The sequence below is a fragment of the Streptomyces sp. NBC_00988 genome, from assembly GCF_045162645.1.
Lineage (GTDB): Bacteria > Actinomycetota > Actinomycetes > Streptomycetales > Streptomycetaceae > Streptomyces.
Window position 1 is genome coordinate 5,556,271 of the sequence record NZ_CP108730.1, and the last position, 25,667, is coordinate 5,581,937.

A 25,667-nucleotide genomic window follows, 5' to 3' on the forward strand; every position below is an offset into this window, starting at 1 on the left:
TATCCCCCTGCAATCGCGCTCCTGGTTGGATGACCGGGCAACCGCCTGATCCGCCTGCTTCCCTTACGTCGGTCACCGTTGCGCGCCCCCGCGAGAGAGCAAGGAACCAACGCGCCATGAGAGTTCTGATCGCCGAGGACCACCACGTCCTGGCCCGTACGATCGCCACCGGCCTGCGCCGTGAAGCCATGGCCGTCGACGTTGCCTCGTCGGGGGACATGGCCGAGCGGCAGTGCCTGCTCAACGACTACGACGTGATCATCCTCGACCGCGATCTGCCGGTGCTGAGCGGTGACGAGGTCTGCCGCCGGCTGGGCGAGCTCAGGGATCCTCCGCGCATCCTGATGCTGACAGCGGCCGGCTTACCGGAGGACAAGGTCTACGGCCTTGATCACCTCGGTGCGGACGACTACCTCACGAAGCCCTTCGAATTCTCCGAACTCGTGGCCCGGGTAAGGGCGTTGAGCCGACGGGTGACCGCTCTTCCGGTGGCGCCGCTGCGACACAAAGGGATCGAAATGGATCGAAGTTGCCACGAGGTGCTCGTTCACGGCCGCGCCGTCGAACTGACCGCCAAAGAATTCGCGGTGCTGGAGTTCCTGCTGGAGACCCGGGGCGAACCGGTCACCCACCGCGAACTCCTGGACCGGGTCTGGGACGAGAACCTCGACTCGCGTACCAGCGCGGTGCGAGCCACCGTCAGCCGACTGCGCACCAAGATCGGAGGAAGTGGCGTGATCTCCACCGACACGGGAACGGGTTACCGGCTGTGCTGACTCGCCCGCGGCCGCGCACCGTCCCGCGCGGCCGGCTGACCTTCCGCGCCAAGCTGGCCACCGCCTTCGCCTCGATCTGCTTCCTGGTGGGCGCCGCGGTGCTGGTCCTGGTCGCGCTGCTCGCGCGGCACGGAACCATGGCGGAGGCATCGGGGCTCAAGATAACGGATGGTGGGACCGGCGGCGACCACCTCGCCACCGACGGACACCTCGCAGCCGGCATCGGGGCGCACCTCATCGACCGGAGCGCATACCGGAGCAAACCCGGATATAGACCTCATGCACATGGAGGTCACCAAGAAACTCCAGGACGCGGCGCTGCGGCAGTTGATCCTGTGGCCTGCCGTCGGGCTGGTCCTCATGGCAGTCCTGTCCTGGACCACGGCCTGGTGGCTGGCGGGCCGTGCCCTGCGTCCTGTGCGCCAGGTGACCCGGGCCGCCCGCAGGATGAGCGGGGAGAACCTCCATGAGCGGCTGCGGCTCTCAGGACCTGACGACGAGTTGCGGGAACTCGCCGACACCTACGACGCCATGCTCGACCGGCTGGAGAAGTCCTTCGCCGGCCAGCGCCGTTTCGTCGCGAACGCCTCCCACGAACTACTCACCCCCCTGACCGTCCAGCGCACCAGCATCGAGGTGGGCCTCGCGGATCCGCTTCCGTACGGCCTCGCCGAGGTCCGCGAGGAACTGCTCACCGCCAACCGCTCCGCGGAGAGACTCGTCGCCGCGCTGCTGGTTCTCGCGCGCAGCGACCGCGGACTCGATCAGGTCCAGGACACCGACGTCTCCGTGCTGGTCGCCCAGGCCGTATCCGAACTGCGTTCACTCACGGACGAGAACGCCGTCAACGTCTCCACGCACATCGAGCCCCTGACCGTCAGCGGTGACCCGGCGCTGCTCAAGCAACTGGTCTCCAACCTCGTACGCAACGCCATCCAGTACAACCACCCCCAGGGCGACGTCACCGTCCACGCCGGAGAAGACCGGCTGACCGTGACCAACACCGGCCCACTCGTCGACCCCGACCGGGTCGATGCCCTCTTCGAGCCGTTCCGCAGGCTCGCCCCGGACCGCACCAGCATCGACGGACACGGCCTCGGCCTGTCCATCGTCCAGTCGATCGCCGACGCCCACGCAGCCACGGTTACGGCGACGCCCCGCGCAGTCGGTGGACTCACGATCGAAGTCCACTTCGCGCATGAACCTGCCCATCCGGGGCCGCCACTCCATGAATCGCCTCGCGTTCCGTCACCCGGCGCTCGGCGGACAGGCCGCCTGGCCAGAGGTGTGCGGGACCGGCGCCGTACAGGGGAGGCCACCACAAGGTCTCGGTGATCGGCACGGCCTCGAAGGGTGCGTACAACCCCCGGAAAACCAAAGATCCCGCCCGATCAACAGATCGGACGGGATCTCGTCAACTACCCCTGAGCCAGCTCAAGAACAGTCATTGCGGTGGACCTGTGGGGATTTGAACCCCAGACCCCCTCGATGCGAACGAGGTGCGCTACCAGACTGCGCCACAGGCCCTTGCAACGAGTGAAACTCTAGCATCCCCGTCAGGGTGCTTGGAAATCCGTTCCTTGCCTGGTCACTCGTTGGCTGCGCGGGGCCGTTCGCCGTCCTCGTACTGATCGAACAGGGGCGTGCGGCCCCGCTCGCGGGCGCGGCGGGCGGAGGCGGCGCGACGGGCGTCGGTGCGGCCGTCCGCCGTCGTTTTGTCCTCCGACAGGTCCTCCGCGTCCTCGTCCCGAGCGTCCCGGTCGTCCCGGGCATCGCGGTCGTCCCGCGCGGCGGACTGCGCCTCCTGCTCGGGCGCTACGGAACTGGAGCGGGCCGAGCTCCACGCGTCGGGCGCCCCGAGGTCCACGTCGGACGTGGCGCGCGGTGCGACCGGCGCGGTGACGTACGTCGGCAGCGGTACCGGTACCGGGTCCCAACTGTCGCCCTGGCCCGGCCGACGCTGCCGCTCGCGCTGCTGGTCGACCCACTCGGCGTGGTCGGTCTGCTCGACGAGGGCGCGACGGTCGGCGGCGAGCGCGGACAGCCCGGGGTCCGTCTCCGGTTCCGGGCCCTCCTCGGCGTCGTCGATCCCGGCGTCCACGGACGCGCGCCGACGCGGCTGACGTTCCCTCAGTCGCTGCGCGGCGACCTCGGCCCGGCGCCGGTCCATCTGGTAGGCGAAGCGGCGGCGTTCCTGGGCGCGCAGGTAGGCGATGTACCCGCTGAGCAGGATCGCCGGTACACCGGGCGCCCAGAGCAGGGCGAGCCCGCCGACCGCCGCGACGATCGCGCCGAGCGTGAAGGCGAGGAAGAGCATCACGGTGGTACGTCGACGGCGCGCGAGCACCTTCACCCGCCGGGCGCGCGCCGCCGCGGCCTCCTCGGCGGGGCTGCGCCGCGCGACCGGGACCCGCTTGCGCGCAGGCGCGGGTGCGGACTTGGGCGCCTGGGCCGGCGCGGAGGCTTGCTGGGGTACCGGCTTGGACGCCTGCTCACGCGCCGGTTCGCGGACCGGCTCACGCTCGGGTTCGCGCGCCGCTTCCGACCGCTCCTGGCTCTGCTGGCGGACGGGCGCGTGCACCTGGGGACGGGCCGGGGGCATGGCGAAGGCCCGGACGTCCACCGAGTCGGTGACGGCGTCCGGCACGACGGCGCCGGGCTCCTCCTCCTCGGTGGAGCGCGCCCGCAGGTCCTTGGCGTACCGGCGCTCCATTCCCGCCCGTCCGGACAGCAGCCGGATGGCGGTGCTGAAGCGTTCCGTCGGACGGGCCTCGTTCAGCTCGTCCTGCCTACGGAGCCACATCGGCACCAAGTAGGCGGCCCAGGCCCCGACAATGACTGCGTAGATGAGGCCGCTGCTGCTCACGCCTCACACGGTAGAGGGGTTTGCGTGAGGCCATCTGCCAATTGAGCCGGTGTGTCGCACGATCTGGCTGATATTTCGAGCTTTTTTTGTGACCGATGCGATCAACAGGCCGCGGAGTTGGCGAATTCGTTGCCCCAAGACGGTCATCCGTCGATCACTTTCGAACACTTATTCCATTTCCGGGCTTCCGGACTTCGCCGTCTCCACGCCTCCGGGTTATGCGGGGTTGTCGTGCGGGGTGCTCCGGGAGCGTGCCCGCTGCCAGCGGGCCAGCAACCCCTCGGGCACCTCTTCCGCGGTGAGCGCGAAGACGAGGTGGTCGCGCCAGGCGCCGTCGATGTGGAGATAGCGGGGCCTGAGGCCCTCCTCACGGAATCCGAGTTTCTCGACGACCCGGCGGCTGGGGCCGTTCTCCGGGCGAATGCAGACCTCGATGCGGTGCAGTCCCACGGCACGGAAACAGTGGTCGACGACGAGTGCCACGGACGTCGGCATCACTCCGCGCCCTGCCACCGATTCGTCCACCCAGTAGCCGATGTGACCCGAGCACATCGAGCCCCAGGTGATCCCGGCGACCGTCAACTGCCCGACCAGGCGCCCCTGGTATTCGATGACGAACGGCAGCATCCGGCCCGAGTTCGCCTCGGAGCGGAGATGCCGGACCATCTGCCGGTAGGTCGGCCGGTGCGCGATCGGCCCGCTGGGGGTGGGCGGCGGAATCGTCGCCTCCCAGGGGCGCAGCCAGTCCCGGTTGCGCCGGTTGACGTCGCGCCAGACGCGCTGGTCGCGGACTTTTATCGGCCTCAGGACGATGTCGCCGTCCACCAGCACGGCGGGCCAGGATGGGCTGTTCAGCTCGCACCCCCACTGGTGTCGGCGGGTCTGGTGTGATCGCCGCCTCGGATCTGGTCGACGGCGTGCGCCAGCAGGGGCTCCAGGACGGCGAGGCCGTCCTTCACCCCGCCGGTGGACCCCGGCAGGTTGACGATCAGTGTGCGCCCGGCGACTCCGGCCAGGCCACGGGAGAGGGCCGCGGTCGGCACCTTCTCCCGTCCGTACGCCCGGATGGCCTCGGCGATGCCCGGCACCTCGTAGTCGATCACCGCGCGGGTCGCCTCGGGGGTGCGGTCGGTGGGCGAGACGCCGGTGCCGCCGGTGGTGACGACGGCGTCGTAACCGGCGTCTACGGCGGCGCGCAGGGCGGCCTCTACCGGGCGGCCGTCGGAGACCACCTGCGGTCCCTCGACCGCGAACCCGAACTCCTTGAGTCCGGCGGCGATCAAGGGGCCGCCCTTGTCCTCGTAGACCCCGGCGGCGGCCCGGTTGGAAGCGGTGACCACCAGTGCCCGGTACCGCGCGGGCAGGGTGTCGTCGGGCGTCATGTCCGGCTCCAGTCGCCCGACTTGCCGCCCGTCTTCTCCTCCACGCGCACGTCCGTGATGACCGCTCCCTTGTCGACCGCCTTGACCATGTCGATCACGGTGAGCGCGGCGACGGAGACCGCGGTGAGGGCCTCCATCTCGACGCCCGTGCGGTCCGTCGTCTTCACGGTGGCCCGGATCCGTACGGCGTCGTCCGCGACCGACAGATCCAGTTTCACACCCGACACCGACAACGGGTGGCAGAGCGGGATGAGGTCCGGGGTGCGTTTGGCACCCATGATCCCCGCGATGCGGGCGGTGGCCAGGGCGTCGCCCTTGGGGACGCCCTCGCCGCGCAGCAGTTCGACCACGCGGGGCGAGACGAGGACGCGTCCGCTGGCAGTGGCGGTGCGCGCGGTCACGTCCTTCGCGGACACGTCGACCATCCGGGCGGCGCCCGCGTCGTCGATGTGCGTCAGTCGGTCGTGCGCAAGGGGTCCAGGGGTGTCCCCCTGGAAAGGCTCAGTCATGCTGTGTGGCGCTCCCGGTCCGGGCGTGTTGTGCGCGACACGGTACCGCCAACCAGGAGTACTCAGCCGAGCAGGACCACTTCGACCTCGGTGCCGGGTTCCACGGACTCGACGTCCTCGGGGACGACGATCAGCGCGTCGGCGAGCGCGAGGGCCGCGACCAGGTGCGATCCGGCGCCCCCTACGGGGGTGACTTCGCCGTCGGCGTACGTCCCGCGCAGGAACTGTCTGCGGCCCTTCGGGGAGGTCAGCGCCTTGTCCGTGGTGAGGGTGGCCCGGGTCGTCGGGCGGTGGACGTCGTCCAGGCCCATCAGGGCGCGGATCGCGGGGCGCACGAACAGCTCGAAGGAGACGTACGACGACACCGGGTTGCCGGGGAGCGCCAGCAGCGGGATGTGGTCGGGGCCGATGGAGCCGAAGCCCTGGGGTTTGCCGGGCTGCATGGCGAGCTTGCGGAAGTCGATCCCGGCGCCCTCCTCGTCCTCGTCGCCTACGGAGGACAGCGCTTCCTTGACGACGTCGTACGCCCCGACGCTGACGCCGCCGGTGGTGACCATGAGGTCGGCGCGGACGAGCTGGTCCTCGATGGTGTCGCGGAGGGTCTCGGCGTCGTCGGCGACGGCGCCGACCCGGTAGGCGATGGCTCCGGCGTCGCGGGCGGCGGCGGTGAGGGCGAAGCTGTTGGAGTCGTAGATCTGGCCGTCGCCCAACTGCTCGTCGGGCTGGACGAGTTCGCTGCCGGTGGACATGACGACCACGCGCGGGCGTGGACGTACGCGGACCGTGCCGCGGCCGATCGCGGCGAGCAGGGCGATCTGCGGCGGGCCGAGGACGGCGCCGGCGTCCAGGGCGCGGTCGCCCGCCTTCACGTCGCTGCCCTTCGCGCGTACGTGTGCGCGTGCCTCGGCCGAGCGGTACACGTGCACGTGCCCGCCGGCGCCCTCGGGGGACTGGCTGCGGGCCCGCATGCCGGTGACCGGACCGCCGCCCAGGCCTCCGTCGGTCCACTCCACGGGGACGACGGCCTCGGCGCCGGGCGGGAGCGGGGCACCGGTCATGATGCGGGCGGTCTCCCCCGGACCCACGTGCAGCGGCTCGGCCTGACCCGCCGCGACGTCGCCGATCACCGTCAGGACGGCCGGGAACTCCTCGCTCGCGCCCGCGACGTCCGTGACCCGCACCGCGTACCCGTCCATCGAGCTGTTGTCGAAGGGCGGGAGCGAGACCGGCACCGTGATGTCCTCGACCAGGACGCAGCCCTGGGCGTCGAGCAGTTGCAGCTCGATGGGTTCCAGGGGGCGGACGGTCGCGAGGATGTCCTCCAGGTGCTCGTCCACCGTCCAGAGGCGGTCGGGCCCTGCGGTGCGGGTCGCGGCGGTGCTCAACGTTGCTACATCTCCTCGGCTACGTAACTGCGAAGCCAGGCCCGGAAGTCCGGTCCCAGGTCTTCACGTTCGCACGCGAGTCTGACAATGGCACGCAGATAGTCGCCCCGGTCTCCGGTGTCATAGCGGCGGCCCTTGAAGACGACGCCGTGCACGGGGCCGCCGACCTTCTCGTCGGTGGCGAGCTGCTGGAGGGCGTCGGTGAGTTGGATCTCGCCGCCGCGGCCGGGCTCGGTCTTGCGCAGTATGTCGAAGATGTGGGGGTCGAGGACGTAGCGGCCGATGATCGCGTAGTTCGACGGGGCGTCGGCCGCGTCCGGCTTCTCGACCAGGCCGGTCACCTTGACGACGTCGTCGTCCGCGGTGGCCTCGACGGCCGCGCAGCCGTAGAGGTGGATCTGCTCGGGTGCGACCTCCATGAGGGCGACGACGCTGCCGCCGTGCTGCTCCTGGACCTGGACCATGCGTGCGAGCAGGGGGTCGCGGGGGTCGATGAGGTCATCCCCGAGGAGGACGGCGAAGGGCTCGTGGCCGACGTGCGGGGCGGCGCACAGGACGGCGTGGCCGAGGCCCTTGGGGTCGCCCTGGCGGACGTAGTGCATGGTCGCGAGGTCGCTGGACTCCTGGACCTTGGCGAGACGGCTCGCGTCACCCTTCTTCTGGAGGGCGGATTCGAGCTCGTAGTTGCGGTCGAAGTGGTCCTCAAGGGGGCGCTTGTTGCGTCCGGTGATCATGAGGACGTCGTCGAGCCCAGCCGACGCGGCCTCTTCGACCACGTACTGGATCGCGGGCTTGTCCACGACCGGCAGCATCTCCTTGGGAGTTGCCTTCGTGGCCGGCAGGAACCTGGTGCCGAGACCGGCTGCGGGGATGACAGCCTTGCTGATCCTGGGGTGCGACTGAGTCATGCCCGAACCTTATCCGGTGCCTTTGTGCAGAATCTGTGGCTCCGGTTAAAACGCTCTCATATGAGCACATTAGGAAGGATACGGGTGGGACCTGTGCGTCACCTAGGTCGTGAAACCGAGCCTGACAAGCGAATGTTGCGACGAGAGTTCCTCACGGTGAGGAACAGGTTGACGGCCGATGACGTGCGGGAGGCCGGCGTCGCGCTCGCCGATCGCGCCCTGGAACTGCCCGAGTTGGCGCACGCGCGCACGGTGGCGGCGTACGTCTCCGTCGGGAGCGAACCCGGAACGCTCGCACTCCTGGCCGCACTCCGCGCGCGGAACGTCGACGTCCTCCTCCCCGCGCTCCTCCCGGACAACGACCTGGACTGGGGCTCCTACGACGGCGAGGACTCGCTCGCGCGGGTCCGACACGGCGGAAAGATGGCCCTGTTGGAGCCGTCCGGCGAGCGGCTCGGCCCGGACGCCGTGACCGGCGCCGACGTCGTCCTGCTGCCTGGTCTGGCGGTCGACGGGCGCGGGATGCGCCTGGGGCGCGGCGGGGGGTCGTACGACCGCGTGCTGGCGCGGCTGGAGCGGGCGGGCGTACACCCCGCGCTGGTGGTGCTGCTGTACGACTCCGAGGTCGTCGAGCACGTACCCACGGAGGCGCACGACCGGCCGGTACGGGCGGTCGTGACGCCCTCGGGTGCGCGGCGGTTCGCGGGGAACTGAAATGGCCCTCCACGCGTGCGTGGAGGGCCATTTCGGGTTGTCCGGTTGTTCAACGAGTCACGGTTTCAGCACCAGAGTGTCGCTCGTGCTGCCGTCGACCGCCTTGGACGAGAACGACCAGGGCAGCAGCTCACCGTTGACCCACTTGCTGGTCTGGTCGGTGTAGTGCGCGCTGAAGGCGTGCCCGGAGGCTCCGGTGAGGTTGATCCACTTGGACTTGTCGAAGTCGTCGAGGTTGACCACCATGCGCATCGACGGCACCCAGACGACTCCGTAGCCGCCGGCCGCGTTCCAGCCGGTCGCGTTGACCGTGGCCTCGCCGCCGCTGAGCTTCCAGGGGCCGCGGTTGAGGACGTACTGGACGATGGATGGGCCCTCGACGCCCAGGGTCTGGTTCTTCAGGAACAGGCGGTGCAGCCGGCCCCAGCTCCAGGTGTCGATGTCCTTGCCGAGCTTGGCGGTCAGCTCCCAGCGGGCGTCGATCATGGCGCGCTTGAACAGCTGGTTCATGTTGCTCGCACCCGGGCGGTTGAACGACTTGGGGGTCTTCCACCAGTCGCTGGTGGGGTCGTCCATGAGCTTGCGGACGACCTCGAACCAGCGGTCGCCGCCGTCCGGTTGGGCCTCGTCGGCGTCACGCTCGCCGCACTCGCGCACCTTCTGGTTGTCCTCGTCGGCGGGACCGGTGGTGTCGACCGGCGAGACGAACAGGCACTGGCCCTCGACCCGCAGCTCCTTGGGCAGCTTGTTGCCGAACGCGAGCTTGAGGATGTTGCGCCACACCGAGTTGAAGTAGGCGGCCGCCGCCGAATCGGCGTCCTGGGTGTAGTCCCAGCCCTCCAGGAGCTTCTGCGCCTCGCGCACGTCCGGGTCGGGCTCGTCGATCTTCAGCAGCTTGGGCACGAGCAGCTTGGCGATCTCGCTGCTGTCGTCGAGCTGCATCTGCCGCATGTCGTCGGTGGAGATCTTGCCGCCGCCGTCGATCTTCGACTGGATCAGATCGGTGATGCGCTGGCTGCGGGTGCCGTAGCCCCAGTCCGTGGTGAGCGTGTACGGGTACTTGTCCTTGTCGACCACGGCCTGGTTGGCGGTGACGATGTAGCCGCGCTTCGGGTTGTACTCGTACGGCAGGGCGGCCTGCGGGATGTAGCCCGTCCAGTCGTACTTGGAGTCCCAGCCGGGCACCGGCAGCGAGCCGTCGCCCTTCCCGCGCGTGGGGATCTTGCCGGGCAGCGTGTAGCCGATGTTGTTCTTGGTGTCGGCGTAGACGAGGTTCTGCGAGGGCACGTCGAACTTCGCGGACGCGGAGCGGAACTCGCTCCAGTCGGACGCCTTGTCGATGGCGAAGACGGCGTCCATGGTGGTGCCTGGGTCCTCGGCGGTCCAGCGCAGGGCGATGCCGTAGCCGTCGCCTCTGTCGGGTGCCGCGGTGTCGACGGTGGCCTTCTTGCCGACCTTCACGAGTTCGTCGTCGCGGTCGGAGAGCAGCGGTCCGTTGGTGGTCTCCCGGACGACGATCTTCTTGGACGCGCCGCCGGCGACCTTGATGGTCTCCGTGCGGGTCGTGAAGGGCTTCGTGGTGCCGTCGTACAGGTAGCCGTCGCCGGAGAGCTTCTCCAGGTAGAGGTCGGTGACGTCGACCCCGGAATTGGTCATGCCCCACGCGATGTCCTGGTTGTGGCCGATGACGACGCCGGGCATGCCCGCGAAGGTGTAGCCGCTGACGTCGTACTGGCACTTGCTGGAGATCGCGCGGCAGTGCAGGCCCATCTGGTACCAGACGGACGGCAGGGAGGCTTCCAGGTGCGGGTCGTTGGCCAGGAGGGGCTTGCCGGTGATGGTGTTCTTCCCGGCGACGACCCAGGAGTTGGAGCCGATGCCCTGGCCGTTCACGCCGACGGCCGTCGGGAGGTCGTCCAGCACGTCCGAGAGGCCCGCCAGCTGGCTCGTGAGGGCCGAACCGGACGAGGACGACGTCGAGCCCGTCGTGCCGCTCGTGGACGTGCTGGAGGAGCTGTCACCGCCGTCGAAGGTCTTGGTGTACTCGTCGTACTCGCCCTCGGTGACGATCGGCTGGTTGCGGCTGTACGGATACTCCGGGTACAGGTCCGCGATCTGCTGGGGGCCGAGGCGGGTGGTCATCAGGGCGCGGTCGATCTCGTCCTTCATGTTGCCGCGCAGGTCCCAGGCCATCGCCTTGAGCCACGCGACCGAGTCGACCGGGGTCCACTTCTCGGGCTTGTAGTCGTTCTCGAAACCGAGTGCCGCGTACTCCAGGGAGATGTCCTTGCCGTCCTTGCCCTGGAGATAGGCGTTGACTCCCTTGGCGTACGCCTGGAGGTACTTCTTCGTGGAGGCCGACAGCGTGGTGTCGTACTCCTTCTGAGCCACCCGGTCCCAGCCCAGGGTGCGCAGGAACTCGTCGTCCTTGACCTGGCTCTTGCCGAACATCTCGGACAGCCGCCCGGCGGTCATGTGCCGCCGCACGTCCATCTCGTAGAACCGGTCCTGCGCCTGGACGTAGCCCTGCGCCATGAACAGGTCCGCGTCGGAGGACGCGTAGATCTGCGGGATGCCGTAGCTGTCGCGCTTGACGTCGACGGGCCCCGACAGGCCGTCGAGCGTGATCGAGCCCGTGGTCTGCGGAAGGGAGGCACGGACCGTGCTGATCGACCAGTACGCGCCGTAGGCGATGCCCCCGATGATGGCCATTACCAGAACAAGCACCAGTAGACGGGCTTTGCGCCCCTTTTTCCTGCCGGACTTGCCGGGCTTATGACCCGATGAGGCGGTGGTGTTGGGGGGCATCGCTGTCCTTGCTGTCCTAACGCGAGCGGCAGGGCGGGCTGTGCTTTTGACTGAGCGCTGGAGCAACCATAGGCGCAGGGTCCCGAGCGACTTGACGCGGAGTCGGGTACCGACGCGGACGGGCGTTCGATCTTGCCTCGCGAAGTGTCAAGAAAGCGTCAAGAGTTAGGTAAGGTAACGAAGTACTTGGATGCATGGCGCCGCAGCCTCGCGTCCCCTGTACATGCGCTGCCGCCCTGTACGCGCGTCAGCCGAGGAAGGGAAGGCCACTGACTGTCCACCACCTCGACCAGCTGCTGCTCGTCTGCTCGCTCGTCCTGCTCGTCGCCGTCGCGGCGGTCCGGATCTCCTCGCGCAGCGGGCTCCCCAGCCTGCTCGTGTACCTGGGGATCGGCGTCGCCATGGGCCAGGACGGCGTCGGCGACATCCACTTCGACAACGCCGAGCTGACCCAGGTCATCGGGTACGCGGCCCTGGTCGTGATCCTGGCCGAGGGCGGCCTCGGCACGAAGTGGAAGGAGGTCGGGCCCGTCCTGTCCTCCGCGGCCACACTGGCGCTGGCGGGGGTGGCGGTGAGCGTCGGCGTCACGGCGGCGGGCGCGCACTATCTGGTCGGCCTGGACTGGCGGCAGGCGTTCATCATCGGGGCGGTGGTGTCCTCGACGGACGCGGCGGCGGTCTTCTCCGTGCTGCGCCGGATCCCCCTCCCCGCGCGCGTGACGGGCACGTTGGAGGCCGAGTCGGGCTTCAACGACGCCCCGGTGGTCATCCTGGTCGTCGCCTTCTCCACGGCCGGCCCGGTCGAGCACTGGTACATGCTGGTGGCCGAGATAGCCCTGGAGCTGGCCATCGGCGCGGCCATGGGCATCGCGGTGGGCTGGCTCGGCTCCTGGGGCATGCGGCACGTGGCGCTGCCCGCCTCCGGCCTCTACCCGATCGCCGTCATGGCGATCGCGGTGACCGCGTACGCGGCGGGCGCCCTGGCGCACGGCAGCGGCTTCCTGGCGGTCTATCTCGCCTCGATGATGCTCGGCAACGCCAAGCTGCCCCACTGGCCCGCCACGCGCGGTTTCGCCGAGGGGCTCGGCTGGATCGCGCAGATCGGCATGTTCGTCCTGCTCGGCCTGCTCGTCACCCCGCACGAGCTGGGTGACGACGTCTGGCCCGCGCTCCTCATCGGCCTGGTGCTGACGATGGTCGCCCGGCCGCTCAGCGTGGTGGTGAGCCTCACGCCGTTCCGGGTGCCCTGGCAGGAGCAGACCCTCATGTCCTGGGCCGGGCTGCGCGGCGCCGTGCCCATCATCCTGGCGACGATCCCCATGGTGAACGGCGTCGAAGGCAGCCGCCGGATCTTCAACATCGTCTTCGTTCTGGTCGTCGTCTACACCCTCGTCCAGGGGCCGACACTGCCCTGGCTGGCCCGCAAGCTGAAGCTGGGCGAGGGGGCGGAGGCCGCCGACCTCGGCATCGAATCGGCGCCCCTGGAGCGGCTGCGCGGGCATCTGCTGTCCGTGGCGATCCCCGGGGAGTCGAAGATGCACGGCGTCGAGGTCAACGAACTGAGGCTGCCGGCCGGGGCCGCGGTCACCCTCGTCGTACGCGACGGAAAATCGTTTGTCCCGCTGCCCTCGACGGTCCTGCGGCGCGGCGACGAACTCCTCGTGGTCGCCACGGACCCCGTCCGCGACGCGGCGGAACAGCGGCTGCGCGCGGTGGGCCACGGCGGCAAGCTGGCGGGGTGGCTGGGCACGGACACCACCGGCGCCGGTCGTTAAGGGCATGTTTCATACGGTTCACATGTTCACCAATCATAGGTGAACGCGCGCGTGGTGCCCGTTTTCACAGGCTCACCAGCCTTCATCACCTGTACGATGAAGGCACATTCTGATCGAACCAACTCTGCCTGACGCAGTGCTGGCGCGACCGTATGGCGGCCGAATCCCTCCTCCGCAGTGGGCACCGGTATCTACCGCAGTTCCGCGCAAGAGGACAGTGCTCGGCTCCCCCCGCACGGGGCGCGCTACCAGGTGGCAGAAAGGCACGGGCCGTGGCATCCACGGTCACCTCCGGGACGGGATCCCGTCCCGGATACGGGCAGCTGCTGCGCACGCGCGGCGCTTGGACGTTCCTGCTCCCCGGCTTCGCGGCACGCCAGCCGTTCGCGATGCTCACCATCTCCATCGTGCTGCTCGTGCAGCACACCACCGGCTCCTACGGCGCGGCGGGCGCCGCCGCGGCCGTCACCGGCGTCTCCATGGCCCTGTTCGCGCCCTACAGCGGACGGCTGGCCGACCGCCACGGACAGCGGGCCGTCCTGCTCCCCGGCGTCCTGGTGCACACCCTGTCGGGCCTGACGTTCACGGCGCTCGCGCTCGGCCACGCGCCTCTGTGGGCGCTGTTCGTGGCGGCCGTGCCGACCGGCGCCTCGGTGCCGCAGATCGGCCCCATGGTGCGCGCCCGCTGGGGCGTGAAGCTCCAGGACTCCCCGCTGCAGAGCACCGCCGCGGCCTTCGAGTCCGTCACGGACGAGCTGACCTTCGTCTTCGGCCCCCTCCTGGCGACCGCCCTGTGCACCACCGTGAACCCGGCCGCGGGCCTGATCACGGAGGCAGGGCTCACCCTGATCGGCGGCCTGCTGTTCGCCGCCCGGAAGAGCACCCAGCCCAAGGTGGCGCTCGTCGGGCACGCACGCGTGGAGCACGTTTCCGCACTGGGCATCCCCGGGGTGCGCGTGCTGATCGTGACCTTCCTGGGCATCGGTTCCGTCTTCGGCGGCATGCAGGTCTCCCTGGCCGCCTACACCGAGTCGATCGGCGAACCCGGCCTGAACGGCGTCCTGTACGGCACGTTCGCCGCCGGCAACATGCTCTCCGGGATCGTCTGCGGTGCCGTCGCCTGGAAGGTCGCCCCGCAGCGCCGCCTCCTGGTCGGCTACGCGGCGCTCGCGCTGACCGCGTCAGCCCTGTGGACCGCCCACTCCGTACTGCTGCTGGCCGGCCTCGGTCTCCTGGTCGGCATGTGCATCGCGCCCGCCCTGATCACCGGCTACACGCTGGTCGAGGGGCTCGTCCCGGCCGGCGCCCGCACCGAGGCCTTCACCTGGCTGACCGGCGCGGTCGCCCTCGGCCAGGCCGCCGCCGTCACGGTCGCCGGACAGCTGGAGGACCGCCTGTGGGGCGGCGCCGGTTTCCTGGTCCCGATGGCCGGTACGGTGCTCGCCCTGGGGACCCTGGTGGCCCTCCGGTCGCACCTCGCGACCCGGCCCCGCAGCCGCACCGTGGCACGTGGCGTCGGTCACCGCGTACCGGTGGCAGTGGACTGATCCCCGGGAATACGTCAGTATGGACGCTCGTTAGCACTCATTGAGTGAGAGTGCCAGGAGGAAGACAACAGTGCCGACCTACCAGTATCAGTGCACCGAGTGCGGCGAGGGCCTTGAGGCGGTGCAGAAGTTCACCGACGACGCCCTGACCGAGTGCCCCAATTGCGGTGGCCGCCTGAAGAAGGTGTACTCCGCGGTCGGCATTGTCTTCAAGGGCTCCGGTTTCTACCGGAACGACAGCCGCGGCTCCTCGTCGAGCAGCTCGCCGGCCACCCCGAAGCCGTCGACGTCCTCGGACTCGAAGCCGTCCACCCCGTCGACCACTTCGTCGTCCTCGGACTCGAAGTCGAAGTCGTCGAGCTCGGGCTCCTCGTCCAGCAACAGCTCCGCCGCGTAAGCCTTTTCGTCGCGGGACCCTGTCGTCGTACGGCGACAGGGTTTTCGGCGTTTCCGGAGCCGGTTCCCGCGTTCGTCCCCGCGCCCGTTCCTGAGGCTTTTCGGCGGCTAGGGTGCTGGCCATGGCGAACGCAGAGATCGGCGTAATCGGTGGCTCCGGGTTCTACTCGTTCCTCGACGACGTGACCGAGATCCAGGTGGACACCCCCTACGGACCGCCCAGCGACTCCCTCTTCCTCGGCGAGATCGCCGGCCGGCGGGTCGCGTTCCTGCCCCGGCACGGGCGCGGCCACCATCTGCCGCCGCACCGCATCAACTACCGGGCCAACCTCTGGGCGTTGCGCTCCGTCGGCGTGCGCCAGGTCCTCGGCCCGTGCGCGGTGGGCGGGCTGCGCCCCGAGTACGGGCCGGGCACGCTGCTGGTGCCGGACCAGCTGGTGGACCGTACGAAGTCCCGGACGGGCACGTACTTCGACGGACTCCCGCTGCCCGGCGGCGCGGTGCCGAACGTGGTGCACGTGTCCCTGGCCGACCCCTACTGCCCCACCGGCCGGGCGGCCGCGCTGAAGGCGGCGCGCGGGCGGGACTGGGAACCGGTCGACGGCGGCACGCTCGTGGTGATCGAAGGCCCGCGCTTCTCGACCCGCGCCGAGTCGTTGTGGCACCAGGCGCAGGGCTGGTCGGTGGTCGGCATGACGGGCCACCCCGAGGCGGCGCTCGCGCGTGAACTGGAGCTCTGCTACTCGTCGTTGACCCTGGTCACCGATCTCGACGCGGGCGCCGAGACCGGCGAGGGCGTCTCCCACGACGAGGTGCTGCGGGTGTTCGCGGCCAACGTGGACCGGCTGCGGGGCGTGCTGTTCGACACGGTGGCCGCGCTGCCGGAGACCGGGGCGCGGGACTGCCTGTGCGCGAACGCGCTGGGCGGGATGGACCCGGGCTTCGAACTGCCCTAGCCGCCGCAGCCGCTGCGGCTGGGGATTCGGAGAGGGCCGGGGATGCGGAACTTCCCGTTCGGGTGAGGGAGTTGTCCACAACCGGCGGGTAGCACACGGGCTCCGGCAGGCCTCGGCGGATTGCCGCATCGTGGGGACCGCAAGCCGATCCCTCGTCGCAGGTGGTGGTCCCCATGTCCCTCGCCCCTCCCTCCCCGCTCTCCTTCACGGACCCGTCGGGTACGGATTCCTTTCCGCGCCCGTTGGGCACCGACGCTCCGCCCACGTGCGAGGTGCCGCATTTCGCACCGGTGCGGGTGCGCGGCGGTCGCTGTCAACTGCGCCGGTTGCTACGGCACCGGAGGCGGGCCGTGGCCGCCGGGCTGGCGCTGACCGCGGCCGCGCTCGTGGCGGCGGGCCCGCGTGATACGGCGGAGGCGCGGCACAGCGAACGACCTCGTGGGCATCCGGTGGTCGATCCGGTACGCAAGCGACCTGCGGTGGAGTGGGTGTCGGCGCCGGTGCGGATCGCCGACGCCGGTACGGTCCGGCTGCTGCGGGCCGGTGACCGGGTCGATGTGATCGCCGCAGAGGAGTCGGCGGCGGGCGGTGAGGCCCACGTGGTCGCGCGCGGGGCGCGGGTGACGAAGGTGCCCGAGCCGCTCGAAGTGGCGGACGGCGGCGGGGCGTTGGTGGTGTTGTCGGTGCCGCGCTCCACTGCGGCGCGGCTGGCCGGCGCGAGCGCCACGGCACGGTTGGCGGTGACGCTGTGGTGAACCGTGCGCTCCGTACCGTGATCCGGGCCTTCAGCCGCCTGTGCGAATTCGTGTCAAGTCCCTCGTTCGAGTTACTGAATTGGACAGGGCGGCCGGGCCTTGACGTAGGTTGCGGAGCTGTTGGTTCCACCCCCCGCGCGTGCGAGAAGAGGCTCCGAGTTGAGCGAGAAGAAGAAGGAATCGGGCGTCTGGCAGGGCTTCAAGGCCTTCCTGACGCGCGGGAACGTCGTCGATCTGGCAGTCGCGGTCGTCATCGGCGCCGCCTTCACGAACATCGTCAACTCGGTGGTGAAGGGCATCATCAACCCGCTCGTCGGGGCGATCGGCACACAGAACCTGGACACCTACAGCTCGTGCCTGAGCAGCAGTTGCTCGGGCGACAAGGGCATCCAGCTGATGTGGGGCTCCGTGCTGGGAGCCGCCCTCAGCTTCGTGATCACCGCGGCCGTCGTCTACTTCCTGATGGTCCTGCCGATGTCGAAGTACCTGGCCCGGGCGGAGGCCCAGCGCAAGGCCAAGGAGGGCACGCAGGAGGTCATCGAGATCACCGAGCTGGAGGTGCTCAAGGAGATCCGCGACGCGCTGGTCGCGCAGCGCGGCGAGGGGCACCGGGAGCCGTAGCCGACGGCGCCGAGGCGACCGGCGGCTCAAGCGCGGCCGACTGCTCAGATGTGGTGGGGCGGCTTCTCGTCGAGGAAGCGCTTCAGGTCGGCCGCGCTGTCGCCCTCGGGCCGCTCGCCCCACCCGCCATCCGTGTCGTCCGAGGACGGCCGGCTCAGCGGGTCGTCGAAGACCAGCGCGGGCTTGGGATCGCGCGGCTCGGGTGCGGGGGCGGTACTCATGCCTCCAGGGTACGGCCCCCGGCGGACGTTATCTGCTGTGCTTGGCCCCATGACGTCCGAGACCCACAGTCCCCAGCGCCCCCTACGACCCCTGCGCCCGCTCACCGCCCGCGGCCGGGACGAGCCGCACCGGGTCGCCTCGCCGCTGGAGCTCTTCTTCGACCTGTGTTTCGTCGTGGCCATCGCGCAGGCGGGCCTCCAACTGGCGCACGCCGTCGCGGAGGGGCATGCGGGCGAAGGCGTCCTGAACTACGCGATGCAGTTCTTCTCGATCTGGTGGGCCTGGATGAACTTCTCCTGGTTCGCCTCGGCCTACGACAACGACGACGTGCTGTACCGGGTCGTCACCCTGGTCCAGATCGCCGGCGTCCTGGTCCTCGCGGCCGGGGTCTCGCGGGCCTTCGACCAGCACGACTACGTGGTCGTCTGGCTCGGCTACCTGATCATGCGGCTGGCGATGGCCACGCAGTGGCTGCGGGCGGCACGGGCAGCCCGGGGCCCCGAGCGGACGATGGCGTTGCGGTACGCGGGTGGCGTACTCCTCTGCCTGGTCGGCTGGCTGGGGCTGGTGGTCCTGCCGGAACACGCGCGGGTGTGGGTGTTCCTGGTAATGGTGATCGCGGAGTTGTCCGTGCCGCTCTACGCGGAGAAGGACTACACGACGCACTGGCATCCACACCACATCTCCGAGCGGTACGGGCTGTTCACGATCATCGTGCTGGGCGAGACGATCGCGGCGGCGACGGTGGCCGTGAAGTCGGGGGTGGACGAGAACGACGCGCTGGGCGAGTTGCTGCCCATCGCGGCCGGCGGCCTGTTGATCGTGTTCGCCGCCTGGTGGATCTACTTCGTGGTGCCGATCCACGGACACCTCCGCTCCAACCAGCAGGCGTTCCTGTGGGGTTACGGCCACTACCTGATCTTCGCCTCGGCGGCCACGATCGGCTCGGGCCTGGAGGTGGCGGTCACACAGGCGGTCGGCAAGGCACACATCTCCACACTGGCGGCGTCCGCCGCGGTGACCCTGCCGACGGCGCTGTACCTGCTCACCGTCTGGGCGCTCCACGCCCGCCACTACAAGGTGGGCATCACCCAGCAACTGGTGCTTCCCGTAGCCGCGTTGCTGGTGATCTGCTGCACGTTCCTGGGGCAGTGGGCGGTGCTCGCGGCGGGACTGGTGTCGGCGCTGACAGTGGCGGTCGGGGTGACGCTCACGGCACGTATGGCTGCCGCCGGGGAGAGCGGGGCCGAGCCGACGGCGCCGGTGGACTGACGGCCACTGCATCGGCCGAGCACGCTGGACGGACCGGCACGGCAACGCGCACACCCGCTGGGCCGGCCGCCGCCCAAACCGCCGCGCGTGCTGAATCGGCCGCCACAGCAACAGCCACAGGCACTGAACGGACCGACACGGCAACAGCCGCACGCACTGGACCGCCCTCCCCCGCAATGCCCACACGCACTCGGCCGCCCGCCGTCGGATCAGCCAAGCGCACCGGCCCAACTGCCCCTGGACCAGCGGCGCGTCCTGAACCGGCCGTCCCCGGATCATCCGCGCCCGCTGGACCGACCAGCACGGCAATGCCCACACCCGCTGGGCCGACCGTCCCCCGACGCACCGTGTCCGGCGCGTCCGCCGGGCCGGCCGCCGCCGGAACAGTCGCCGAAGTTCAGCCGACCCGCACGGGAACAGTGGCCCAAGCCGGGCTGACGATCCGCGGATCACCAGGGCGCACCATGCCGACCGTCCCCGGATCGGCTGGGTGCTGGGCGAGACTGACCCGCATGACAGTTGACGCGTTGACGGATGTGGCCGGGGTGCGGGTGGGGCATGCGACGCGGTCGGGGGACGGTTGGCTCACCGGGACCACCGTCGTGCTCGCGCCGGAGGGCGGGGCGGTGGCCGCCGTGGATGTGCGGGGCGGCGGGCCCGGCACCAAGGAGACCGACGCGCTCGATCCGCGGAACCTGGTGCAGCGGGTCGACGCGATCGTGCTGACGGGCGGCAGCGCGTACGGGCTCGATGCCGCGTCCGGGGTGATGGCCTGGCTGGAGGAGCAGGGGCGCGGGGTGCGGGTCGGCGTGGATCCGGCGCACGTCGTGCCGGTGGTGCCCGCGGCCTGTGTCTTCGACCTGGGGCGGGGTGGTGCCTTCCGGGCCAGGCCGGACGCGGCCACCGGGCGGGCCGCCGTAGAGGCTGCCGCGATCAGCGGGCCCGGGGTGCGGGTGCGTGAGGGGTGTGTGGGCGCCGGTACGGGGGCGGCGGTCGGGCAGTTGAAGGGCGGGGTCGGGACCGCGAGCGTCGTGCTGGAGTCGGGGATCACGGTGGCGGCCCTCGTGGTGGCCAACGCGGCGGGGTCGGCGACGGACCCCGAAACGGGCGTGCTGTACGGGGAGTTGTTCCAGGGCCGGGTCGAGTATCCCGAGCCGCACGTCCACGAGGCCGCACGGCTGCGCCTCGCCGAGGTAGCCGCCAAGAACGCGCCTCCCCCACTGAACACCACGCTCGCGGTGGTAGCCACGGACGCCGAACTCACCAAGGCGCAGGCCCAGAAGCTGGCCGGCACGGCACACGACGGCATCGCGCGCGCCGTACGTCCCGTGCACCTGCTGAACGACGGAGACACGGTCTTCACACTCGCCACCGGCTCCCGCCCCCTGGACACCGAGAACCCCCTAGCCCTCAACGCCGTCCTGGCGGCCGGCGCAGACGTCGTGACCCGCGCAATCGTGCGCGCGCTACGCGCCGCCGAGCCGGTGGACGGACCGGGCGGGACATGGCCGTCGTACGAGGAGCTGTACGGAAGACGCTAAACACCCTGCAGCAGCAGGCATACCCCGCGCTCGTCCCCGCAGCTGCGGACGCAGGCACCCCGCACTCGCCCCGACCCTGCTCCGACCCCGCCACCTCTGGAAGCTGGGTTCTTTTCTAACCAGTCAAAGCCTGCGACGGTGGTTAGTTTTACCCCCGGCTTCCAGCAACCACCCACCCGCCGTTGGCCGCTGAGCCGAGGCGGTGTGGAGGCGAGACGCGAGCGCACCCCTCAGCACCGGCCCGCGACGCAGTACAGGTACGGGCCTCCCCACCTTGGCCACCCGTTCCTCCGGGCCGCTCGCTCGCTTCTGAAACGGGCTGGAGCGGCCCTAGTCAAGGGTGGCCCGCAGGGCCATCGCCGCAGGCGACGCGACCGCAGGGAGCGCCCTTTACTCGGGCCGCGGAAGCCCGACACTGGCCAAGAAGCGAGTGGCCCGCCCCAGCCCCCCGCCCCGTATATGTCCCGGTTCTGTCACCGGACGGCGTTCATGGAGAACGCAGGGAACCCGTGCAGGCGCGTGAACCCTCTTTGTCCACGCATCGCAGCGGATCACGCATCACGCATCACGTACATCACCACGAACCTGGAGCAGCCCGTGACAACGCCGGACATAGCAGCGCGGCGCGTACTGGGGGCCATCGCCGCCCTGGTGGTCGGCACCCTCACCCTCAGCGCGTGTGGTGGCAACGCCAGCGCGGACGCCAACACCGACAGCAAGGGCGGCAGCAACACGACCGCCAAGACGTCCACCGCGAAGATCGCCATCTCCGCCAAGGACGGCTCGACGAACGCGTCCATCAACTCCACCGGCGTGCAGGTCAGCGACGGCACGTTGACCGAGGTGAAGATGACGGTCGCCGGGTCGGGGCAGGCCGTGGACGGTGCGATATCCGCGAACGGGAGCACCTGGAAGCCCAAGGAGCAGTTGGAGCGCGGGACCAAGTACCAGATATCGGCCACCGCCAAGGACTCCAGCGGTAAGACCGCCGCCGCCAACTCCATCTTCACCACCGTCACTTCGAGCAACAGCTTCATCGGGACGTACACCCCGGACAACGGGACGACGGTCGGTGTCGGGATGCCCGTGTCGTTCACCTTCGACAAGGTGATCGGCGACAAGAAGGCCGTGCAGTCGCACATCACGGTGACGTCCAGCAGCGGGCAGCAGGTCGTGGGGCACTGGTTCGGCGCGCAGCGGCTCGACTTCCGGCCGCAGGACTACTGGAAGGCCGGTTCCAAGGTCACGATGAAGATCGACCTGGACGGCGTGCAGGGCGCGAACGGCGTCTACGGCGTGCAGAAGAAGACCGTGACGTTCAACGTCGGGCGGTCGCAGGTGTCCACGGTCGACGTCAACACGCAGACCATGACGGTCGTACGGGACGGCCAGACCCTCAAGTCGCTGCCGATCTCCTCCGGGAGCCCCGAACACACCACGTACAACGGGCAGATGGTGATCTCCGAGAAGTTCACCCAGACCCGGATGAACAGCCAGACGGTCGGCCTGGGCGGGGAGTACGACATCCCGGACGTGCCGCACGCGATGCGCCTGACCTCGTCGGGGACGTTCATCCACGGCAACTACTGGTACAATAAGTCCAATCCGCCCTTCGGCCAGACGGGCACCAGCCACGGCTGTGTCGGGCTCGCGGACGTACAGGGCGCGCAGGGTGCGACGAACGCAGCCTGGTTCTACGACAACTCGCTCATCGGGGACGTCGTGATCGTGAAGAACTCCCCCGACAAGACGGTCGCCCCGGACAACGGGCTCAACGGCTGGAACATGGCGTGGAGCGAGTGGACCGCCGGAAGTGCCGCCTGACCGGCGGGTTTTGACGGAACTTCGGGCCGCGCGGGAACATCTCGCGCGGCCCGCGCGTTTTCCCGGCATACGTTTTCTCGGTTCACAGGAATGATGTCCGACCGAGGGGCTACGGTATGCACCCACAAGGTGACATGCAGCAACGCCGGGAGAAGCCTTGAGCGTTCCGTACGACACGGCAGCGTACGAACAACCCGAGTCGCCCGAGTCTCCGGAGGAGCACCTCGCGCGGCTCCTCGCCCGTGCCCTGAACTCCTTCGAGTTGCCGGACGAGACCATACGGCGTCTCGACTGCGCGCTGGCGCACGACAGTTCGCTGTACTCCGCGCACCACAGCGCCGGCCTGCACCGGGAGACGTACCGGCACACCTGGCTGCTCGCCGACGGCTCCGCGCTCACCCTGTGGGAGCTCGTCCACAACACCGTGCTGGGCAGGGACACGCAGCACGAGGTGTACGTCGACGAGGAGGAGCTGCGTATCGCGACCGCGCGGCTGCCGCTGCCGCCGGACACACCGGAGACCTCGGACTTCGAACTGCCGGTGATGGTGCAGCTGGCGCCGTTCCCGGAGCCCCGGCACACGTATCTGGCGGACGACTCCGCGGACCACGCGCGCCGTTTACTGCGCCGGGCGGAGAACGTGGACCGGCCCGACGAGGAGACGGCCGCGCTGCTGGAGACGGCGTTCGCGCACCAGATCACGCAGGCCTTCGGCCGCCCGTTCCGAGCGGGCCGTGCGGCGCTGTGCTTCTCGCTCTACGAGCACGCGTTCCTGCTGCAGGACGGCGCGGAGATCTCCCTGTGGGAGGTCGAGCACACGGCGACGCCGGACGGCCGTCACATGTGCGAGGTGTACGCCAGCGAGGACGCGGCCCGCGACGCGATGGAGCGCCGGGCGGCGCAGGTCTCCTGACCGAGGTGAGCGGCGAAGGCTTCAACGCCCGTCGCTGAGCTGTCGTACCAGACCCGCGAAAGCGTCCCGCTCCGCCGGGGTCAGTTCGACGGACTCCACGTGCGGAGCGGTGCGGCGCTGGTTCGGGAGGCTGTGGAGCGGGTGGGCCGCGTGCCACGTGGTGGGCTCGACGAGGGAGCGGCGCAGGACGCGCGTCAGGCCGAACACCCAGGCGACGGTCGCCAGGGCGAGAACGGCCACACCGGTCAGCTGGAGGATCGAGACGTGCTCAGGCATGCGTTCCAGTAGACACCACGGTCCGGGACCGTGGTCCCGGACCGTGACGTATCTCGCAGTTGCCGTGAACACCTCACAGCGGCCCAAAAGAGGATCAACAGAGGCTGGATAGCCGCTAGACGGCGACCGGCTGCTTCGTGTCCGCCGTAGGGGCGGATATGTCCTCCGGTGCTCCGGGGACCGCGCTGCCGGCGGCCGGCTTGCGCATGCCCTTCAGTACGACAACCAGGGCCGCCGTGACGCACATGCCGACCGCGATGGCGATCAGGTAGAGGAACGCGTGGCCGATCAGCGGGACCACGAAGATGCCGCCGTGCGGGGCCCGCAGGGTCGCGCCGAACGCCATCGACAGGGAGCCGGTGATCGCGCCGCCCACCATCGCGGACGGGATGACCCGCAGCGGGTCGGCCGCCGCGAACGGGATCGCGCCCTCGGAGATGAAGGAGGCACCCAGGACCCAGGCGGCCTTGCCGTTCTCGCGCTCGGTCTCGGTGAAGAGCTTGCCGCGCACGGTCGTGGCCAGGGCCATCGCCAGCGGCGGGACCATGCCGGCCGCCATGACCGCGGCCATGATCTTCATCGCCGAGTCGCTCGGGCTGGAGACCGCGATGCCCGCCGTGGCGAAGGTGTACGCGACCTTGTTGACCGGGCCGCCGAGGTCGAAGCACATCATCAGGCCGAGCAGGGCGCCCAGCAGGATCGCGTTCGAGCCGCTGAGGCCGTTCAGCCAGTCGGTCATGCCCTTCTGCGCCGAGGCGATCGGTTTCCCGATGACCACGAACATCAGGAACCCGACGATCGCCGTGGAGATCAGCGGGATCACCACCACCGGCATGATCCCGCGCACCGCCTTCGGGATCTTCACCTTCTGGATCGCCAGCACCACACCACCGGCGATCAGACCGGCGGCGAGACCGCCGAGGAAGCCCGCGTTGATGGTGGAGGCGATCATGCCGCCGACGAAGCCGGGCACCAGACCGGGCCGGTCCGCCATGCCGTAGGCGATGTAACCGGCCAGCACCGGGACCAGGAAGCCGAAGGCGACGGCGCCGATCTGGAACATCAGCGCGGCCCAGCTGTCGGTCTGCGTCCACACGAAGTGCTGCATGACCGAGGGCGCCGACTTGATCTCGTAGCCGCCGATCGCGAAGCCGAGGGCGATCAGCAGGCCGCCCGCCGCGACGAACGGGACCATGTAACTGACGCCGGACATCAGCCACTTGCGCAGCATCGAGCCGTAGCCCTCGCCCGCCTCGCCGCCGCGCTCGACCGGCGTCGGCGCGGATCCACCGGTGACCTCGCCGCGCTCCGCCTTGCCGCGGACCTCGCTGATCAGCTCGGTGGGACGGTTGATGCCCGCCTTCACGCCGACGTCCACGGTCGGCTTGCCGGCGAAGCGCTCCTTCTCCCGTACGGGCACGTCGTGCGCGAAGATCACGGCGTCCGCCGCCGCGATCACCGCCGGGTCGAGCCGGGTGAAACCGGCCGAGCCCTGCGGCTCCACGACGAGGTCGACGCCCGCCGCGCGCCCGGCGTTCTCCAGCGCCTCGGCCGCCATGTAGGTGTGCGCGATACCGGTCGGGCAGGAGGTGACGGCGACGATACGGAACGGCTGCTCGACGGCGCCGGTGTCCGCAGCCGCCGTAGCAGCCGTGGAACCGTCGGTCGCTGAACTGCCCGCCGCGGCGCCGGCGGAGGCCGCCACCGGCGTCGCGGCGGAGTTTTCGGGGGTGCCCGGTGCGGGGGTGCTCGACGCCGGGGTCTCGTCGCCGCGGATCAGGGCCGCCGCGCTCTCCGCGTCGCCCACCGCGCGCAGGGCGGAGGTGAACTCGGCGTTCATGAGCTGGCGGGCCAGGGCGGAGAGGATCGTCAGGTGGGCGTCGTCGGCCCCGGCGGGCGCGGCGATCAGGAAGATCAGGTCGGCGGGGCCGTCCGGGGCGCCGAAGTCGACGCCCTCGGCGCTGCGGCCGAAGGCGAGCGACGGTTCGGTGACGTACTCGCTGCGGCAGTGCGGGATGCCGATGCCGCCGTCCAGGCCGGTCGGCATCTGTGCCTCGCGGGCGGCGACGTCGGCGAGGAAGCCGTCGAGGTCGGTGACCCGGCCCTGGGCGACCATGCGCTCGGCGAGGGCACGTGCCGCCGCCTCTTTGGTATCGGCGGACAGGTCGAGGTCGACCAGGTCCGCGGTGATCATCTCGCTCATCGCGGGCTCCTTCGCACG

23 protein-coding genes and 1 tRNA gene are annotated in these 25,667 nt (G+C 70.0%); 13 read left to right on the forward strand and 11 right to left on the reverse strand.

Annotation, left to right across the window (positions count from 1 at the left end; translation table 11 throughout):
• Positions 1–116 precede the first annotated feature (116 nt).
• Together OG496_RS25240 and OG496_RS25245 are read left to right on the forward strand one after the other, a co-directional pair.
• On the forward strand, positions 117–776 hold the full coding sequence (locus OG496_RS25240; protein WP_405972498.1) for a response regulator transcription factor: 660 nt from the start codon (positions 117–119) through the stop codon (positions 774–776).
• Positions 777–1,061: 285 nt separating this feature from the next.
• Positions 1,062–2,111 (forward strand): sensor histidine kinase, encoded by a 1,050-nt coding sequence (locus OG496_RS25245; protein ID WP_405972499.1) that lies wholly within the window; start codon positions 1,062–1,064, stop codon positions 2,109–2,111.
• A 118-nt stretch (positions 2,112–2,229) separates the two neighbouring features.
• Here OG496_RS25245 and OG496_RS25250 read toward each other — a convergent pair.
• The 7 genes from OG496_RS25250 to galU form a co-directional block, all read right to left on the reverse strand.
• Positions 2,230–2,303: transfer RNA gene (locus tag OG496_RS25250), tRNA-Ala, on the reverse strand.
• 61 nt (positions 2,304–2,364) lie between these two features.
• Positions 2,365–3,642, reverse strand: a complete 1,278-nt coding sequence (glpR, locus tag OG496_RS25255) for a gephyrin-like molybdotransferase receptor GlpR (RefSeq protein WP_405972500.1) — start codon at positions 3,640–3,642, stop codon at positions 2,365–2,367.
• Positions 3,643–3,858: 216 nt separating this feature from the next.
• Complete coding sequence (locus OG496_RS25260; protein WP_366496920.1) at positions 3,859–4,473, reverse strand: GNAT family protein; 615 nt, start codon at positions 4,471–4,473, stop codon at positions 3,859–3,861.
• 20 nt (positions 4,474–4,493) lie between these two features.
• Positions 4,494–5,024 carry a molybdenum cofactor biosynthesis protein B gene (locus tag OG496_RS25265; protein WP_405972501.1) on the reverse strand — a complete coding sequence of 177 codons (531 nt, stop codon included), beginning with the start codon at positions 5,022–5,024 and terminating at the stop codon, positions 4,494–4,496.
• Positions 5,021–5,533, reverse strand: a complete 513-nt coding sequence (moaC, locus tag OG496_RS25270; RefSeq protein WP_405972502.1) for a cyclic pyranopterin monophosphate synthase MoaC — start codon at positions 5,531–5,533, stop codon at positions 5,021–5,023. The genes OG496_RS25265 and moaC overlap by 4 nt, the downstream gene beginning before the upstream one ends.
• A 62-nt stretch (positions 5,534–5,595) precedes the next feature.
• The gene (gene glp / locus OG496_RS25275; RefSeq protein ID WP_405972503.1) at positions 5,596–6,918 is read right to left on the reverse strand and encodes a gephyrin-like molybdotransferase Glp; all 1,323 of its coding nucleotides are present in this window, start codon (positions 6,916–6,918) and stop codon (positions 5,596–5,598) included.
• A gap of 5 nt (positions 6,919–6,923) precedes the next feature.
• Entirely contained in the window at positions 6,924–7,826 is a 903-nt protein-coding gene (galU, locus tag OG496_RS25280; RefSeq protein ID WP_366496916.1) for a UTP--glucose-1-phosphate uridylyltransferase GalU, read from the reverse strand.
• Between the two features lie 132 nt (positions 7,827–7,958).
• Here galU and OG496_RS25285 point away from each other — a divergent pair, with 132 nt between their 5' ends.
• Positions 7,959–8,540 (forward strand): 5-formyltetrahydrofolate cyclo-ligase, encoded by a 582-nt coding sequence (locus OG496_RS25285; RefSeq protein WP_405972504.1) that lies wholly within the window; start codon positions 7,959–7,961, stop codon positions 8,538–8,540.
• A gap of 57 nt (positions 8,541–8,597) precedes the next feature.
• On the opposite strand, the gene OG496_RS25290 is transcribed toward OG496_RS25285, so the two are convergent.
• Complete coding sequence (locus OG496_RS25290; RefSeq protein ID WP_405972505.1) at positions 8,598–11,348, reverse strand: penicillin acylase family protein; 2,751 nt, start codon at positions 11,346–11,348, stop codon at positions 8,598–8,600.
• Between the two features lie 194 nt (positions 11,349–11,542).
• On the opposite strand from OG496_RS25290, the gene OG496_RS25295 reads away from it, so the two are divergent.
• From OG496_RS25295 to mscL, 6 genes are all read left to right on the forward strand, one after another.
• Complete coding sequence (locus tag OG496_RS25295) at positions 11,543–13,123, forward strand: potassium/proton antiporter (RefSeq protein WP_366496914.1); 1,581 nt, start codon at positions 11,543–11,545, stop codon at positions 13,121–13,123.
• A gap of 272 nt (positions 13,124–13,395) precedes the next feature.
• A complete protein-coding gene (locus tag OG496_RS25300; protein ID WP_405972506.1) occupies positions 13,396–14,670 on the forward strand; it encodes an MFS transporter in 1,275 nt (424 codons plus the stop codon).
• A 70-nt stretch (positions 14,671–14,740) separates the two neighbouring features.
• Positions 14,741–15,067, forward strand: a complete 327-nt coding sequence (locus OG496_RS25305; protein WP_366496912.1) for an FmdB family zinc ribbon protein — start codon at positions 14,741–14,743, stop codon at positions 15,065–15,067.
• 121 nt (positions 15,068–15,188) lie between these two features.
• A complete protein-coding gene (locus OG496_RS25310) occupies positions 15,189–16,022 on the forward strand; it encodes an S-methyl-5'-thioadenosine phosphorylase (RefSeq protein WP_327403378.1) in 834 nt (277 codons plus the stop codon).
• A 173-nt stretch (positions 16,023–16,195) separates the two neighbouring features.
• Positions 16,196–16,777 (forward strand): hypothetical protein, encoded by a 582-nt coding sequence (locus OG496_RS25315; RefSeq protein WP_366496911.1) that lies wholly within the window; start codon positions 16,196–16,198, stop codon positions 16,775–16,777.
• 159 nt (positions 16,778–16,936) lie between these two features.
• Positions 16,937–17,398: a large conductance mechanosensitive channel protein MscL gene (gene mscL / locus OG496_RS25320; protein ID WP_366496910.1), complete on the forward strand. Its 462-nt coding sequence runs from the start codon at positions 16,937–16,939 to the stop codon at positions 17,396–17,398.
• A gap of 44 nt (positions 17,399–17,442) precedes the next feature.
• Here mscL and OG496_RS25325 read toward each other — a convergent pair whose 3' ends face one another.
• A complete protein-coding gene (locus OG496_RS25325) occupies positions 17,443–17,619 on the reverse strand; it encodes a hypothetical protein (protein ID WP_399395804.1) in 177 nt (58 codons plus the stop codon).
• Positions 17,620–17,668: 49 nt separating this feature from the next.
• Here OG496_RS25325 and OG496_RS25330 point away from each other — a divergent pair, with 49 nt between their 5' ends.
• From OG496_RS25330 to OG496_RS25345, 4 genes are all read left to right on the forward strand, one after another.
• Positions 17,669–18,892 (forward strand): low temperature requirement protein A, encoded by a 1,224-nt coding sequence (locus OG496_RS25330; protein WP_405972507.1) that lies wholly within the window; start codon positions 17,669–17,671, stop codon positions 18,890–18,892.
• Between the two features lie 512 nt (positions 18,893–19,404).
• Complete coding sequence (locus OG496_RS25335; RefSeq protein WP_405972508.1) at positions 19,405–20,433, forward strand: P1 family peptidase; 1,029 nt, start codon at positions 19,405–19,407, stop codon at positions 20,431–20,433.
• A gap of 597 nt (positions 20,434–21,030) precedes the next feature.
• The gene (locus OG496_RS25340; RefSeq protein WP_399395810.1) at positions 21,031–22,257 is read left to right on the forward strand and encodes an Ig-like domain-containing protein; all 1,227 of its coding nucleotides are present in this window, start codon (positions 21,031–21,033) and stop codon (positions 22,255–22,257) included.
• Positions 22,258–22,414: 157 nt separating this feature from the next.
• Positions 22,415–23,170, forward strand: coding sequence for a DUF6227 family protein (locus tag OG496_RS25345; protein WP_366496905.1), 756 nt, complete (start codon positions 22,415–22,417; stop codon positions 23,168–23,170).
• Between the two features lie 21 nt (positions 23,171–23,191).
• Here OG496_RS25345 and OG496_RS25350 read toward each other — a convergent pair whose 3' ends face one another.
• Both OG496_RS25350 and OG496_RS25355 read right to left on the reverse strand, forming a co-directional pair.
• Entirely contained in the window at positions 23,192–23,446 is a 255-nt protein-coding gene (locus OG496_RS25350; RefSeq protein ID WP_366496904.1) for a hypothetical protein, read from the reverse strand.
• A gap of 115 nt (positions 23,447–23,561) precedes the next feature.
• The gene (locus tag OG496_RS25355) at positions 23,562–25,649 is read right to left on the reverse strand and encodes a fructose-specific PTS transporter subunit EIIC (protein ID WP_405972509.1); all 2,088 of its coding nucleotides are present in this window, start codon (positions 25,647–25,649) and stop codon (positions 23,562–23,564) included.
• Positions 25,650–25,667: the final 18 nt, after the last annotated feature.